General features: G+C 68.8%; 13 protein-coding genes. 4 read left to right on the top strand and 9 right to left on the bottom strand.

The annotated features are described in order from the left end of the window. Window positions 1-467: 467 nt before the first annotated feature. Window positions 468-2,747 carry an NACHT domain-containing protein gene (locus ACIRJR_RS01750; RefSeq protein WP_403772243.1) on the bottom strand — a complete coding sequence of 760 codons (2,280 nt, stop codon included), beginning with the start codon at window positions 2,745-2,747 and terminating at the stop codon, window positions 468-470. 640 nt (window positions 2,748-3,387) lie between these two features. Between ACIRJR_RS01750 and ACIRJR_RS01745 the strand changes: the two genes are divergently transcribed. Next, complete coding sequence (locus ACIRJR_RS01745) at window positions 3,388-4,092, top strand: restriction endonuclease (protein ID WP_403772240.1); 705 nt, start codon at window positions 3,388-3,390, stop codon at window positions 4,090-4,092. A 40-nt stretch (window positions 4,093-4,132) separates the two neighbouring features. Here ACIRJR_RS01745 and ACIRJR_RS01740 read toward each other — a convergent pair whose 3' ends face one another. Genes ACIRJR_RS01740 through ACIRJR_RS01705 form a run of 8 tightly spaced genes read right to left on the bottom strand, consistent with a single transcriptional unit; the run spans window position 4,133 to window position 11,292 of the window. Further along, entirely contained in the window at window positions 4,133-4,726 is a 594-nt protein-coding gene (locus ACIRJR_RS01740; protein WP_403772237.1) for a histidine phosphatase family protein, read from the bottom strand. After that, window positions 4,719-5,480, bottom strand: a complete 762-nt coding sequence (locus tag ACIRJR_RS01735; RefSeq protein ID WP_403772234.1) for an SDR family NAD(P)-dependent oxidoreductase — start codon at window positions 5,478-5,480, stop codon at window positions 4,719-4,721. Before ACIRJR_RS01735 ends, ACIRJR_RS01740 begins: the two co-directional genes overlap by 8 nt. Then, window positions 5,465-6,601, bottom strand: coding sequence for a hypothetical protein (locus ACIRJR_RS01730; protein WP_403772231.1), 1,137 nt, complete (start codon window positions 6,599-6,601; stop codon window positions 5,465-5,467). The genes ACIRJR_RS01735 and ACIRJR_RS01730 overlap by 16 nt, the downstream gene beginning before the upstream one ends. Continuing rightward, complete coding sequence (locus ACIRJR_RS01725) at window positions 6,598-7,758, bottom strand: glycosyltransferase family 9 protein (protein ID WP_403772228.1); 1,161 nt, start codon at window positions 7,756-7,758, stop codon at window positions 6,598-6,600. Before ACIRJR_RS01725 ends, ACIRJR_RS01730 begins: the two co-directional genes overlap by 4 nt. After that, on the bottom strand, window positions 7,755-8,330 hold the full coding sequence (locus ACIRJR_RS01720) for a phosphoribosyltransferase domain-containing protein (protein WP_403772225.1): 576 nt from the start codon (window positions 8,328-8,330) through the stop codon (window positions 7,755-7,757). Before ACIRJR_RS01720 ends, ACIRJR_RS01725 begins: the two co-directional genes overlap by 4 nt. Window positions 8,331-8,377: 47 nt before the next feature. Then, window positions 8,378-10,177 (bottom strand): DUF4254 domain-containing protein, encoded by a 1,800-nt coding sequence (locus ACIRJR_RS01715; protein WP_403772223.1) that lies wholly within the window; start codon window positions 10,175-10,177, stop codon window positions 8,378-8,380. Continuing rightward, complete coding sequence (locus tag ACIRJR_RS01710; RefSeq protein WP_403772221.1) at window positions 10,174-10,821, bottom strand: hypothetical protein; 648 nt, start codon at window positions 10,819-10,821, stop codon at window positions 10,174-10,176. The genes ACIRJR_RS01715 and ACIRJR_RS01710 overlap by 4 nt, the downstream gene beginning before the upstream one ends. Window positions 10,822-10,824: 3 nt before the next feature. Beyond that, window positions 10,825-11,292, bottom strand: coding sequence for an NUDIX domain-containing protein (locus ACIRJR_RS01705; RefSeq protein WP_403772218.1), 468 nt, complete (start codon window positions 11,290-11,292; stop codon window positions 10,825-10,827). 210 nt (window positions 11,293-11,502) lie between these two features. On the opposite strand from ACIRJR_RS01705, the gene ACIRJR_RS01700 reads away from it, so the two are divergent. Genes ACIRJR_RS01700 through ACIRJR_RS01690 form a run of 3 tightly spaced genes read left to right on the top strand, consistent with a single transcriptional unit; the run spans window position 11,503 to window position 14,147 of the window. Continuing rightward, window positions 11,503-12,636 (top strand): helix-turn-helix domain-containing protein, encoded by a 1,134-nt coding sequence (locus ACIRJR_RS01700; protein ID WP_403772215.1) that lies wholly within the window; start codon window positions 11,503-11,505, stop codon window positions 12,634-12,636. A 22-nt stretch (window positions 12,637-12,658) separates the two neighbouring features. Beyond that, window positions 12,659-13,228, top strand: coding sequence for an isochorismatase family cysteine hydrolase (locus tag ACIRJR_RS01695; protein WP_403772212.1), 570 nt, complete (start codon window positions 12,659-12,661; stop codon window positions 13,226-13,228). Window positions 13,229-13,232: 4 nt separating this feature from the next. Then, the gene (locus ACIRJR_RS01690; RefSeq protein WP_403772209.1) at window positions 13,233-14,147 is read left to right on the top strand and encodes an FAD-dependent oxidoreductase; all 915 of its coding nucleotides are present in this window, start codon (window positions 13,233-13,235) and stop codon (window positions 14,145-14,147) included. The last annotated feature ends 47 nt before the right edge of the window (window positions 14,148-14,194 follow it).

Below are 14,194 nucleotides of genomic sequence, written 5' to 3'. Positions count from 1 at the left end.
CACAGGGTGACGACGCCATCGGCCACGGCTCAGGGCTGATCGCTGCTTGCTGGACTCAAGGGACGAGCTTCGCGTGTGGCACGAAGCCCGCGTGCTCCTGGTGCTGTCGACGACGTCGTGGAGTGGGCCGGGTGGAAGTAGCTCGGGGCGCCGAGGGGAGCGGGCCGGAGGGTCCGAAGAGATCGGGAACGTCGAAGGCCCCCGCAGCAAGCTGCGGGGGCCTTCGACGTATTGCCCGGTGAGAGCAATGGCGGAGGATACGAGATTCGAACTCGTGAGGGGTTGCCCCCAACACGCTTTCCAAATGTTCGTATGGGGGTACGGCGGGGGCCGTACCCGTCCTGACCTGCGGTGGAGAGTTCAGGGTGGCTTCGTCTGGACGGGGCCGGACGGGGGTGAATGAGACCAGAACTGAGACCAGTTGCCGATGTCTCGTGAGGATGCCAGCTGCGACTCTGGGGTCGGAATTATTCGAGGAGGCTATCGGCACTCGACTGGGGGGCCTGGAGGATGCGCCGGACCCGGCTCGCCATACCCCTGACCGGGAGGTAGATCTGGGTGCTGTTGGATCGGGCTGTGGTGACGAATCCCTCTGTGGTGAGCCGCTGCAATGCCTCGGGGACGAGCTCGCGGTGCTTGGCATCCAGTCCGCGGAAGAGCGCGGACTCCTTCCTTCCCGTGCCTCGCTGAGCGTAGATCTTCTTCAATATCGTGAGCAGGACCTTGTTCAGCGGCGTCGTCTTCAGGGCGAGGATGCCCTTGGCCGTCGACATCTGTGCGTCGAACTGGGCAACTTCGCAATCGACGAACCGGTCTGGCTGAAGCGCCGACCAGCTGGCCACGCCGGTCATCTGCCCGATGAGGCAACTCTGGAAGTGCGGGAGCGCGTATCCGTCGTGGTCGGTGAGGTCGAGCTCCTGGATCACACAGTCGTGGAAACTCAGCCAGTCGTAGCCCTTGGCGTCAGCTGTCAGCGAGAAGCTGCGAAACTCGACCTCGTGGATGGAGAGTGGAGTGTGAGACTCGTCCCCAGGCCACAGGCGCGCGGCGACACGAACGATATCCGCGATGATGGCATCTGAGACTCCCTGGCGCTGGAGAGCGTTGGCGGATGAGTAAGCGCGCCCTGGGCTCGCGGTGTTCTCCCCTTCCAAGCGCACAGCTGCCACGTCGATGCCGACCTCGTCCAGGCAAGCGATGCTGCCCGTCATCTCCAACAGCGGGCTTTCTGTGTTCGGTTCGAGGATGCAGGTTACGACGTCGCCGGCGCGGGCGGCATCGGCAAGGGAGACGTCGACGAAGCGCCTGGAGCCGTCGACGCTGTCCATAGCACCAAGCCCCGGAAGCCGCTGTAGAAGCTGATACGAGCCCTCATCCGGGGCGTAGCCGCACACTGACTGGAAGACGGACGTCAGCTCGTCTTGCGAGATGGGGCCAAGCCCATCTGTAGAGCGTCGCGCCTGGGTGGCGAGCCGTTCTAGCACCTTGCGGATGGTGAACCCGTCCACGCCCACCTCCATGCTGGCTTCCCGCTCGGCGATGCGATCGAGCATCATGTGCCAGCCTTCACCCGCCGAACGGCCGAACGTCCCTTCGACGGAGTCCTGAAGTGCCCCCGACGAGCCCAAGTAGCTGAGCAGCAGGGGACGCGAAGGCAGCCAGTCGGGAAGCGCATCGTGCCAGCCGTAGGCGTCCAGGATCTTCTTCGTTTGCTCTTCCGTTGGTTCGCCCGCCATCAGGGACAGGGATCCGTCGCGAGCACCCAGAGCGTTGCGCATCTCGAGTTCACTGTCGAAGAAGTGCGCCCTGCCCGCGAGGACGACGGAAGCCGATGCGCGCGAGTCGCGGCAGAATCGGCGCACAAGTTCCACGGAGCGGCGGCGGATGTCGCGCATGGCCGATGTCTTACCGATCCAGCCAGGCGTCGCGATCTCGTCGAAGCCGTCCAAGATGAGGGTTACATCGCCCGAACGCCATGCGCGAACCAGCTGCGCGGGCGCCGGGAACCCGATCTCGCGAGCGTGTCGCTCCAGTGCCTCCACTGGGTGAACCTGGCCTTGATGGTCACGCAGGTTAAGGAGGATAGGGAAGGGACCGAAGCTGTCTGCGCGGTGGGCCGTTGCCAGACGTCGGTACAGCTCGCGCAGGAACATGCTCTTGCCGGCCCCGTAATCCCCGTACAGGAGGACGGACTTGCCGCTCTTGACCTCCTCGGCCACACGGGCTACCGAAAACGGCTCACCAGTGCTGCTCTCCACCGGATCAACGGCGACATACGGCTTCAGGTCCTCGTGATCGCCGCTACTCGGCTCGCGTGCGCTGCCGAAAGGGTAGGAGCCGCGCAGTTCGAGGTACTTCAGGGAGTCGACAAGTTGCCCCCGCAGTTGGGCGAAGCTGCAGGCGATGAGGGGTGGCCCGAAGCCCTTGATGACCGTGCGCTGGTCGGCGGTGGGTTCGTGGTGCGTGACAAAGAAGCCCTTGACGGACTTGAACGGGTACTTCCGGGCCATGGCCAGGCATGCATCGTGGAGCTTCTTGCCGTCCTTCTCCGCCTTGTCCTTGCGCCGCGAGACCGTGCACTCGACGATCGTGACTGAGTCCGGTCCGATGAAGACACCATCTCGTTCAGCGGTGCCGATGTATGTGGAACCCTGGAATTCGTTCTCTGGCGCGAAGAGCGCGCGGGAGATCCGCAGTACCTCGGCCTCGAACGCTGACTCTTCCTGCTGCTTCTCGTTCGCTTGCACGAGGACCCCCTCCAAGTCACGTCTGGCGTCGCATCATATGGGCGAAATGCTGGCCGATTGGGGCTCTCGCTAGTTCAGCTACCGTCAAGTTCACGCGTGCGGGGGCGACGTGAGTACGCTTGATTGCGCTACGTAATCGATGGACCTCTGACGGACATGCCGGAGTGACAGTGGCCAACCCCTTCGCGCCGCCGCCGCAGAACGCACCACGACTACCCTGGTCGGCGTTAGACGAGTATCTGTGGCACTCGTGCGACATCCTCGCCGACCTCTTCGAAGGGCGGCTGGCCAGCCGCCCGCTGGTTGCTACAACCGCCCGGCTTGCGCTAGGAGACCGTGCCCTTGCCGTCGGGCCGGGGCAACGTCCGACCCCTGGCGAGTCCTGGGAAACGGGAGATATCAACATCGGGCGCCCATGTCGCCCAGCTGCCCAACTTGCGTCGGATGGACGCCAACAGTGACCGGGAACGAGCGGAAGTCGGCGTGACCCGTCGCGTTATCGGTCGCCGTTACCGGGCGGACGAGCCGTCCCTCATAGGCGGGATGGGCGGAGCACCGGTTGTCAGCCATTGGCTGATCGGCGCCCTTACGGTTCGGTGCCTCCTACTTGATCCTGCTGTGTTGGACTAAAGGGAGGGTCATGGCGGCGGCACGGAAGCGGCGGGTATCGGCTGCGCGCAAGCGTCGCCAGCAGCGGCTCAAGATCGGATCCCTTGCTGGGGGCGTGAGCGTTGTCGTGCTGGTGGCCTTCTGGAGCGAGGTCTGGCCCTATCTGGTGGGTGCGCTCGTGCTTGGCGGCGCCGTCAGCGGCGGGTGGTGGCTGTGGCGCACCGATCGGTTCATCAAGGTCGGCGATCGGCAATGGAGGCATGACGAGGCCGTAAAGGCGGGGCATCGGACGCTCGCCGAGGTCGATGCGATGACGGGGACGGAGTTCGAGGACTTCGTCGTGGGCCTGTGCCGAAGAGACGGGGGCACCGACGTGCGGAGGGTCGGCGGCTCCCACGACAACGGGGCCGACGTTCTGGGGGTCCTTCCCGATGGGCGGAGCATGGTGATCCAGTGCAAGCGGTACACGCCCAAGAGCAAGATCCCTAGCCGAGAGGTCCGGGACCTGCTCGGCGCGAGGGTGCACTTCAAGGTTGACGTAGCGATCTTCGTGGCCACCACGTACTTCAGCGGGCCGGCTGAGAAGTTCGCCACGGAGAACGACATCCTGGCCGTCCATCGCGATCACCTCGGGCTGTGGAACAACGGGGCCTCGCTGTTGTCGCTCGGTGCGGTGAACGGGCTGGGGCAAGGGGACCGGCGGCATCGGGTGCGCTGGAAGGAGACGTACGAGTAGGGGGTTCTCCCGACGGGCGTAGTGGCTGGGGGCCAGCCAATTACCGGGCAGGTCGCTGAAGGTTGGGTGCCGCTCGTTGATGGGCAGGCAGAAGTCGGAGTTCGGCGAACTGCCATGGGGTCTTCGCGGCCGTGATGAAGGCGGCGGGGCCTTCTGGGAGGTGGGTGAGGACGCCGAGGAGGAGGGTGTGGGAGACGGCCAGGAGGGGGCCGTGGCGTCCAGCGGTGTGGTGGAGGAACGCGGCGCAGTGGCGGGCGCGGGTGTGGAGGTCGGTGAGGCTTTCGCCGTCTTCGCAGCGTAGGGAGGGGCTGGCGATGCGCCGAGCTCGCCAGGCGCGGTAGGCCGGCGGGTAGGTCTCGGCCGTGCGGCCGAGGACGATGCTCGGGGCACGCCATTCGGCGAGGAGGCCGGAGGTGGCCACGATCGGCAGGGCCGTGAGGTGCGAGACGAGGGTGGCGGTCTGGCGTGCACGGGGGATCGGGCTGGTGACGATCCCGGTGATGCCCTCGGGCAAGGGGAGGGAGCGGCGTACCTGCTCGCGGCCCTCCTGCGTGAGGGCGGCTTCGTGCGGGGCGTGGTAGCCGGGGCGGTGACCTTCGTAGGCGCCGTGGCGCATGAGCCAGATGTCAGCCAAGGATCCAGCCTCCGTCGACGCGCAGGGTCTGGCCGGTGATGAATCCAGCGTCGTCGGCTGCGAGGAAGGCGACGACCGCGGCGATGTCCTCCGGGCGGCCCCGGCGCTGGACGCACTGGCGGGCGAGCTGCCGGGCGGTCATGGCTTCCGGGTCATCGACGACGGTGTCCTCAGCGGGGACGCGGATGGAACCTGGGGCGACACAGTTCGCTGTGATGCCGACGGGACCGAGTTCGCGTGCGAGGGCACGGGTGAGTCCTTCGAGGCCGGCCTTGGCACTGATGTAGCCGGCGAGGTCGTGACGGCCCGCCGTGGCGAGGACTGAGCCGATGGTGATGATCCGGCCCCAGCCGGCGGCCGTCATGGCAGGGGTCAGCTCGTGGGCGAGGAGGTAGTGGCTGGTCAGGTTAGAGGCCAGAGCCTCGTCCCAGTGAGCTGGCGTTGTCTCCGTCCACGGGCGGCGGGGGTAGGCGCCGGCGTTGCTGACCAGGATGCCGATCGGGCCGAGCTGGTCGTGGGCCTGGTGGCATAGGGCGCGCGCGGCCTCGGCGTCTCGGAGGTCGGCTGCCAGGGAGATTGCGGCGCCGCCGCTGCCGGTGATGTGGGCGGCCAGCTCGGCTGCGGCCAGGTCGTGGTCGAGGTGCGCGAGGGCGACGGTGGCGCCGTCGGCAGCGAGACGGCGGGCGATGGCCGGGCCGAGGCCGCCGGTGGCTCCGCTGACCAAGGCGGTGCGGCCGTTCAGAGGGCCGGGCATGGCGACTCCAGCGGGCAGAAGTAGGTGGTCGGGTCGAAGGTGGGGCTCATGGCCTCGGCGAGCCGGGCGAGGAGGACGAGCCGGTCCTCAGAGGCCAGGTCGGCCAGGTTGTAGACGCCGAGGATGCGCATGGCGAGGTAGGGGCGGAGCAGGTTCGCCAGGTCCTCGCCGGGCCAGAGACGGTCCGCGACTGGTCTTACGAGCTTGTTCCAGTACGCGGTCACGGCGGCTCGCCGGGGTGCAGAGAGGCGCGGCGTGTAGTCGATGTGGATGGTGCTGGTGGTGTGGTCGACTGCCGCTCGTCGGATCTCGGGGGTGTTGGCCGGGACGTAGGTGAAGGTGGCGGGGTGGTCGGCGAAGGCGGTCGGGTTGTAGGTGGGTACGAGCCAGCCGCCGAGAGCGGAGGCGTACCAGAGAAAGTTGGCGAACTCGCCGGGGATGCTGTTCATCCCTGCGGTGTCGTAGTCGAACCAGGCGAGCGGATGGGCGAGGTTGACGTCGGTGGGGTCACCCTGGGTGAGGGCCGCCCAGACCGGCTCGGCCGCGGCGAAGTGGGCGCGGAGCCAGCGGAGGGTGGCCGCCCAGTCGAGGTGGTGTCGGCGGCCGTTGATGCTCAGGGTGTAGGTGTCGAGGCGGGAGACCGGGATGTCGATGAGGCTGTCGGCGATCAGGAAGTCCCTGCCGGCGTAATACGTGTCGAGTCGGCCGCCGGGGGCCGCGCGGTCCCAGTACAGCTTGCGGACGACGTACGCCGGATCGGCCGGCCATGCCGTTGTGAGGATGACCTCCTGATACGCGGCTGTGAGCTGGTCCATGTAGGTGTGGAGGTCGCCGGTCGGCTCGTCCGTGTTGAGGAGGTCGAGCAGAAGTCCCTGGTCGGTGCCGCCGGGCAGGCGTTCGTACGCGAGGAGGTGTCCGCCCGGCACGCGCAGGTGGGCGTGGAGGTTGGGGACACGGTAGTGCCGGGCCAGGCGGGCGTGGCCGTTGATCTCCTCGCTGGCCTCGGCCGGGTTGCGGGTGTACTTCAGGAGCAGCGAGTGGCCGAAGAGGGCGACCGGGCAGAGCAGGTTGCGGGTGAAGCGTCGCACCGGCCCGACCCGAAAGAGAGGCTGGATGGTCATCGCCCCACCTCGTTGAGTAGTTCGAGGCCGACCTGGGCCAGCGCGGCGGGCGGGAAGGCGTCCATGTGCATGTCTGTGTCCGGGGCGATGGCGTCGCGGACGGGGCAGAGGTCGCCCTGGTGCATGCGGTCGGACAGGTTGGTGGCGAGGGCGTGGTGGTGCGGCAGGCCGGTGCGCCATTTGCTGTGGCTGTGGCGCGCGTACAGGCCGATGACCGGCGGGCCACCGCCATCCCGGCCGCCGCGCGCCATCGCGGCGAGGTGGGTGAGGCCGGTGTCGTTGCCGACGATCAGGTGGCAGTGCGGGAAGAGGTCGACGAGGCCGTCGGCTGGCATCCCGTCGATGTGGAGGGCTTGCACGTGGCGGCGGGGAGCCTCCGTCGTGACGCGGAGGCCGTCGCCCGGGTTGCCGCCGATGAGCAGCAGCCGGGCCTGGGCCTGTTGTGCCTCGGCGATGTGCTCGGCAAGGGCGATGTAGCGCTGGGCGGTGTAGTCCTTGCGCTCCGGCCAACTGGTGGCGGTGATGGCGGCGATGGTCAGACCGCCCAGCCAGCCCACCGAGCGCAGCTCCTCCACGAGGTTGTTCGGCCCGGTCGCGAGGGTGGGAGCGAAAGGAGCCGTGCCGGGCAGGCGGATGCCTAGGCGGCGCTCCAGAGCCAGGTAGTGGCGGGCGGGCAGGTCCGGGTGGGCGCGGCCGTCGCTCGACCAGCACGGCGGGGCGGCTGGGTCGAGCACCAGGCTCACCGCCGCCTCCGAGCCGTGCGCCTCAATGCCCGTGCGGTCGCCGATCACGGCCCGCCAGCCGCTGGGAGCGGTGGCCTGGGGCTGCGTGATCAGCCCAGTGCGGGCGATCAGCCCCGCGTACGGACCCACCGCCCGGACGGCCACGCGTACCGACCGCAGCCGCAGCCAGTCGAGGACCGCGCGGACCCCCGACAGTGCGAGGAGCGTGTCACCGAGCTTCCCCTCGAAGGCCACTACGATCTCGCCGCACCCGCTCAGGCGGTGGACAAGCTCGGCGGAGGCAGCCAGCGGGAGCGGTGCGCCGATGGGAACGCTGTCCCGGTCGTACCCGAGCGGGGTGGTGTGGACGGCCCCGGCGGGGATGACGAGGGAACCGTGGTGGAACCGGATCCCCGCCGGGGCCACAGCTGTCATTCCGCGCCCTCGATCGTGGTGAGCGAGACGAGCGGCACACCGAGGTCGGTGAGCAGGTCGCGGGCTCCGCGGGTCGTGTCCTCCACCAGGCAGGCCGCCGCCAGTGGGACGGCGCCGGCCTCGCGGAGCCGGCGGGTGAGGTTGGCCAAGGTCCGGCCGGTTGTGATCTCGTCGTCCACGATGATGATGCGCTGGCCGTGGGTGATGCCGTACGCGAAGACGTCGGTGCGCATGGCGTGGGGCTCGCTGAAGCGGACCGCGCCGTCGAGGGGGAGGTGCAGCTTCCAGGCGATCTTGTACGGGAGCTGAGCGGCGCCGGCGAGGGAGACGGTTGGCAGGATGCCGCCGGCGTCCAGGCCGAGGAGGAAGTCCACGGAGCCGAGCCCTTCCGGCACCTGCTCCTGGAGCAGACGCCACAGATCGGCTCCGGTGGTGGCGAGGGTGTCGGGGTGGACAGGGTTCTCCAGGCCGTCCAGGGAATGGATGACGCGCTCGCGGCGGCTCGTGGCTCCAACGCTGAGCCGTTCGACGATCCGGGCGGTGAAGGGCGGTACGGCGATGGTTTCGGGCATGGCGAAGCTCCTGTCGGACGGAGAACGAGGAAGGAGAGGGAGACTGTTCAGGCGGCGAGCTGGGCGGCGTACCAGGTGAGGAGCTGGTCGACGGCCACGGTGACGGGCTTGAGGACGAGCTCGACCTCGCCGTCGCGCCAAGCGCTGGAGATCTCGGCCAGGGAGGGCACCGAGAGGGCCGTCAGGCCCGGCACGCGGGAGGCCACGGCGAGGATCCGATCGGGGCCGGACTCCCACTGGTTGTGCTCGCGCAGGAGGAGGCGGCAGGCGAGCACGAGGTGCTTGTAGAGCTGCCGCAGCGCGGTCGGCCCCGCGTCGGCGCGCAGACGGCGCATGGTCAGGATGACCTGGGGGAGTTCCCGGACAGCGGCGTACGCCAGCTCGCCTCTGCTGATCTTCGGCAGTTCGAGGCCGGGTGCGGCATGCAGGACAGGGCTGCCCTGCTGGAGCTGGTGGAGGGCGAACGCCAGGCGCGGGGTGAGGCGTCGGGCGGTCAGTTCGCCGGGGGTGACGAGGGTGGGGCCGAGGGAGGCCGCACCGCCGAGGGCCGTCCGGTACTGCTCCAGGGCTTCGTGGACCCGGCCGATGGCCTCGTGTTCGGCGATCACGAGGAGGTCCAGGTCGGACCAGCCGGCGATCCAGCTGCCCTCGCCGGGGCTGCCGGTCAGGGCGGCGAGCCGAACGCCGGGGCCGTAGGCCCGTACCGCGTCGGTGAAGTCGGCCGTCGCCGAGGCTATGGCGGCAGGCAGTCCCAGCCCGTACGGAGTGGCCGCGCGCAGCGGCGTGGATGCGGGCGGGGCGGCGATGCGCCGGAGCCGGGCGCGGAGGGCGGCGATGCTGCCGGTGTTGTCGATGACGTGGTCGGCGAGCGCGGCTACCTGGTGGGCGCCACGGCTTATCTTGATCTCGTCCTTCGCGGCGACGGCCTGTGCCGGAGTGCCGGACCGCTCGACGCGAACGGCGAAGGAGGCGTCCAGGTAGACGATCTGGAGTGCGTCGCCCATGAGTCGCTTGAGCTCGGCGATCGAGGCGTCGTCGTGGACGGACTCGATGGTGAACAGCTCCGTGTCGACGTGCGCGTCCGCGAAACGGTTCAGCTCACCGAGCAGCAGCTCGGCCTGCCGACGGGGCGACAGGGCGTACGGGTCTGCGAGACCCTCCCGGTGGGCCGCCTGCCGCAACAGGAAGCCGATCTTGAAGCGTTGCGCACCGCAGGTGCGCTGGACGAACTCGGCGCTGGTGCTCTTGCCGCACTCGCTCAGTCCACCGAAGGCGAGGACCCGGCGCAGACGCCGACTCGGCTTGATCTCTGCGGGGGCGGCGTCGTCCCGGCCGTACAGCTTGAAGCGAGCCGGTACGGGGAGCCGGCGGCGGCCTGCGACGACGTCGGAGACCAGCGCGTCGAGGGCGGCGCACAGTTCCTCCCGTTGGCCGTGAAGGGCGGGGACACGTCGGCGGGCCAGCTCGTCCCGGGCAGCTGCCCGTTCGCTGTGCCAGATCCTCAGTGTCAGCACCGAGAGGCGGTCGACGACGGAGGCGAGCGTCTCGGTGTGCAGCGGTGCGTCGGCGCGGCCTGCGTCGGCCAGCGAGCCGAGGACCTCGTCAGCCCGCTCGGCGAGCAGGTTCCGTTCGGCGTTGAGCTGGTCGATCTCCCGCTTGCAGTCGGCGACCTGGGCGGCGGAGAGTAAGGCGCCGCGGACCCGGTCCTCGGTGTCCCACAGGCGCCCGTTGACGGTGTGGAGCCGGGTGATGGTGTCGTCCAGGCGGTTCCTGTCCTTGTCCGGGAGCGCTGCCACGGTGCGGGACAAACTGGGTGGTAGCACCAGGGGCGGGGAGTTCTGCGTCATCGGGGACTCCCGTCGGTGGGTCGGCTGAGGCCGAGGCGATCGAGCACGTCGCTGTGCACGGCGTCCAAGGGGCGGTCCTCGCAGTCGACGACCGCGGTGAACGCACCATGGTCGACCTGGTGGAGCAGAACCGCATGCAGCGTCTTCTGGTACTCCGGGTAGATCCCGGTCCAGGGGCGGCCCTCGCGGGCGCTGGTGATGGCGTAGCTGCGCTCGGCGTCGGATGACGGGAGCAGGAGGATGGACGTCTCGGGTGTGGCAGCCCGCGAACCGGCGATTCCCGTCACGGTCCTGAACGCCTCGCCGACGGTCAGCCTGTCCTTGACCACGCAGGTCGCAGCGGCCACGGCGAGAAGCATGGGCAGGCCCCGGTCCAGCAGACCCGTACGCCCGGTCTCGCGTGCGGCGGCCCGCTTGGCATGACCGGCGAGCAGCATCTCGGTCAGCTCGACGGTCGTGGACGTCTCGAACCACCACCGGGCGTAGTCGCCGGTGGCCACCCGTGCCCAGGGCTCGGGATCGTGCTCGTGGACCGCGCCCAGCGGCTGGAAGGCGTTCCACCGTTCGGCCAGCCGCACCAAGTGGGTCGTCTTGCCGACGTTGTCAGGGCCGTTGAGGCTGACGAAGTCCGGGGCTTGCGTCATCGCTCACGCCTCGCGGATCGGGGTGTCGAGGACGGAGGTGATCGCGTAGGTGTTGGCGGCGATGAACTCGGCGAGCCCCGGGGGCATCAGGTTCAGTTCGCGGACCGCCTCGCCGGTGAACGGGACGCGTACCACCTCGTACTCGCCCCGTTCCGGCTTCGCGAACTCCGTTCCCGTACGCGCGGCCAGGTCCATCGACTCCAGGCGCGCGGCGAAGATGTGCTGGACACCGACGCCGCCCTCCAACTGATCGGTGATCAGGTGGACCAGTTCGACGCGCGCCAGCTTGCCGCCGAGCTCCTCGAACACCTCGCGGTGCAGAGCCGACCCGATGGTCGCGTCATCCGCCTCGACCCCTCCGCCGACCGTCACCCAGTACGGCTCCCTGCCCGGCTTGGTGCGCTTGATCAGGACCAGTTCGTCGCCGTCGAGGAGGATGGCGCGGGCGTTGCGCTTGACGATGTCGGTCATGCCGGTTGCTCCTTCTGGTGGTGGTACAGGAGGGAACGGCGGAGGGGCTGCCTGGTGGTGGCCGGCCCCGGCGCAGTGGATTCAGCATGCAGCAAGACGGTTGCGGAGTGTGATGTACGGACGCTGCAGCAATGCCGCAGCACTGCTGAACAAGGCTGGCTACGCTGGTCGTTCGGTCGTTTCACCGGGCGACGGACAGGGGGTGCCGCGGTGGTCACGGTGCAGAGATGGTCCGGTCGGGAGGCCCGGCTGCTACGCGACGCCCTGCGCATGAGCCTGCGGGACTTCGCCGCGTACCTGGGGGTCAGCGACCGCACTGTGTCGAACTGGGAGGCAGGCGGTGCCGGCTACCAGCCTCGCGCCGAGTCTCAGGGAATTCTCGACACCGCGCTCGGTCGCGCACCCGACGACGCGAGAACCCGGTTCGCCGAAGCGCTGGGAATGAGTGACGCGGCTACACCTGTCACGGGACGGATAGAAGTCGACTCCCACAAGTTCCTGCCGGTCTTCATCGGTGTCGAGCACGCCAGCCGACTTCGCGAGCATCTGACACCGAATGAGGGCGCTCAGTGGCTGGAGTCCTCCTCGACCCGACTGGACCACCCCGAGGCGCAGAGCTGTGTCCTGCACGTCTTCGCATGCGGGGTGGCCGTCTTCCACCTTGTCCAGCCGCACGAACCTGCTGCGCTGACCGACCTGGCCGTCTGGCGCTACCGCTCCTACGCGTCCGACCTTCCCTGGGCCCGGGACAAGATCCGCGAACTCCTCGAAGGGGACCACGCCGGGGCCCCCAACCCCGAATACGTCCTTTCCCTCTACTGCCTCACCTCCGGCCCCTGGGCCGGAGACGCCTACGACACCGCGCTGCGCCTGCTCTCCACTCCCTCGGTTCTGGTCGACCGCGGGGCGCCGGGTGGTCCCGCGCCCCTGGCCTGCACGGTCGAGGAGTCACTTCTTGCCACCGGCTTCGACCACCCGGACATCGTTTCCTTCGGTGTACGGGGAGTGTCCACCGCCTACGCCGGCTGGTCAGGCGTCGCCTACGCCTCCCACTCCAGCGAGCGCAGCCTCACCACCGACGAGCTGGTCGCCTGTGAGCTGACCGTCCAGGCCCTGTGGTGTTTCACTCGCCACATCCAACAGATGGTCGAGGACGGCCAGGACCCCTCCATGCCGGAGCGGTACGGCTGGCGATTCCTGCGCGCCGCCGCCTCGCGGCTCACCACCGCCCGTGCTCAGGAGACCGCGCAACACGTCCTGATGCGGGAGGCCATCATGAAGACCAGCGGATTGGCCGAACGGCTGCGCGCCGCGCAGGAAGCTCTGCGCGAGAGCGCCGGCTGAGAACGGGCAGGAGTGAGAGCCGATGGACATCAGCAGTGCCGCACTGGTCGTGATCGACATGCAGAACGGCTTCGTGAACCACCACAGTCGCCACGTGGTGCCCGCAGTCGCCGACCTCGTCGCCAGATGGTCCGCCGCCGGGCGCCCTGTCGTCTTCACCCGGTACTTCAACTATCCCGACAGCCCCTACGAGCGCTTCTTCCAATGGCGCCGACTCCAGGAACCACCCGAGACCGACATCGTTCCCGAGCTCGCCGAGGTGGCGGGCCACGCGCACGCAGGCGTCGACAAGACCGGATACACGCTGTTCACACCCGAGGCCGCAGAACTGATTCGACGGGCCGGCTGGACCGACCTCGTCTTCTGCGGAATCGCCACCGAGAGCTGCGTTCTGAAGTCCGCCGCAGACGCCTTCGAGCACGGATACGCGCCCTGGATCGTCACGGACGCCTGTGCCAGCGACGCCGGCCCGGAGGTCCACGACGCCGGTCTGCTTGTCGCCCGGCGCCTGATCGGAACAGGCCAACTCGTGGACGCCGAGCATGTGATGGGCCAACTCGATACGCGTGTGGCCGACCCGGTGCTGGAATAGTCCCATGGCCGACACACCGCTCGACACCGACCTGATCATCATCGGCGGAGGGCCGGCCGGCTGCGCCGCCGCCCGCATGGCCGCCGGCGTGGGCATGCGCTCGATCCTGGTCGAGCCGGACCGGCTGTGCCGTAATCTCTACCGGATCCCGGCCCTGAACAACGTCCTCGGCGGCCACACCAACGGCCCCGATCTGGCCGACGCCATCGTGGCGGAACTGAAGGGCACCGAGCTGTGCCGCCTCGAACTCGGCAGGCGCGTCACCGAACTCCGCGCCGATGACGACCAGGTGACCGTCACGGTCGACACCGGTGCGCGTCTCACGGCTCCGTACGCTGTCGTCGCCACCGGCGTCGGCCCTCTCCAGCCCCACGACGTCACCTGGATCACCGCCCCCGGCTTCCTCACCCTGCCTCCGCTCTGGGAGGCCGAAGCCGACGACGCTCAGGGGCGCACCCTCCTCGTCCTGGGCGGTGACCGCCCGATCGGCACGTTCCTGCGCGCCCACCCGACCACAGACACCCACCTGCTCGTGGTGTACCCGGCAGCCGACGCGTACAAGATCGAGGAAATCCGGGACGATCCCCGCGTCGCCCTCGTTCCCGTCGAACACCTGACGCTGAAGGCCGCAGAGGGCACCCCGGTGTCGGCGGAAGCAGTGGGCCATGACGGCACGAGGCGAATGATCACAGCGGATTCCGCCTACCTCAGTATCGGCAACGCCCCGACCGCCCCGCCCGGCGATTTGACCCGGGGCCGGGACGGATACTGCCCGCCGACCGACCAGCACCCCCGCGTCATCGTGGCCGGCGACCTTCGCTCCGTCCGCTTCCAACGGATCATGACCGCCCTGGGATCAGGCAGCGAGGCCGCACTACACGCCTACTACGCGGCCAGGGACGTGCCCACCAAGGGCTGAGACCACAGCGGCGGGATACGCAACGATTCATGCATCCGGGGGACATC

The organism is Streptomyces sp. NPDC102402, assembly GCF_044765765.1.
Lineage (GTDB): Bacteria > Actinomycetota > Actinomycetes > Streptomycetales > Streptomycetaceae > Streptomyces.
Note: the sequence above shows the minus strand (reverse complement) of the source record. Positions and strands in the feature narration are given on the sequence as shown.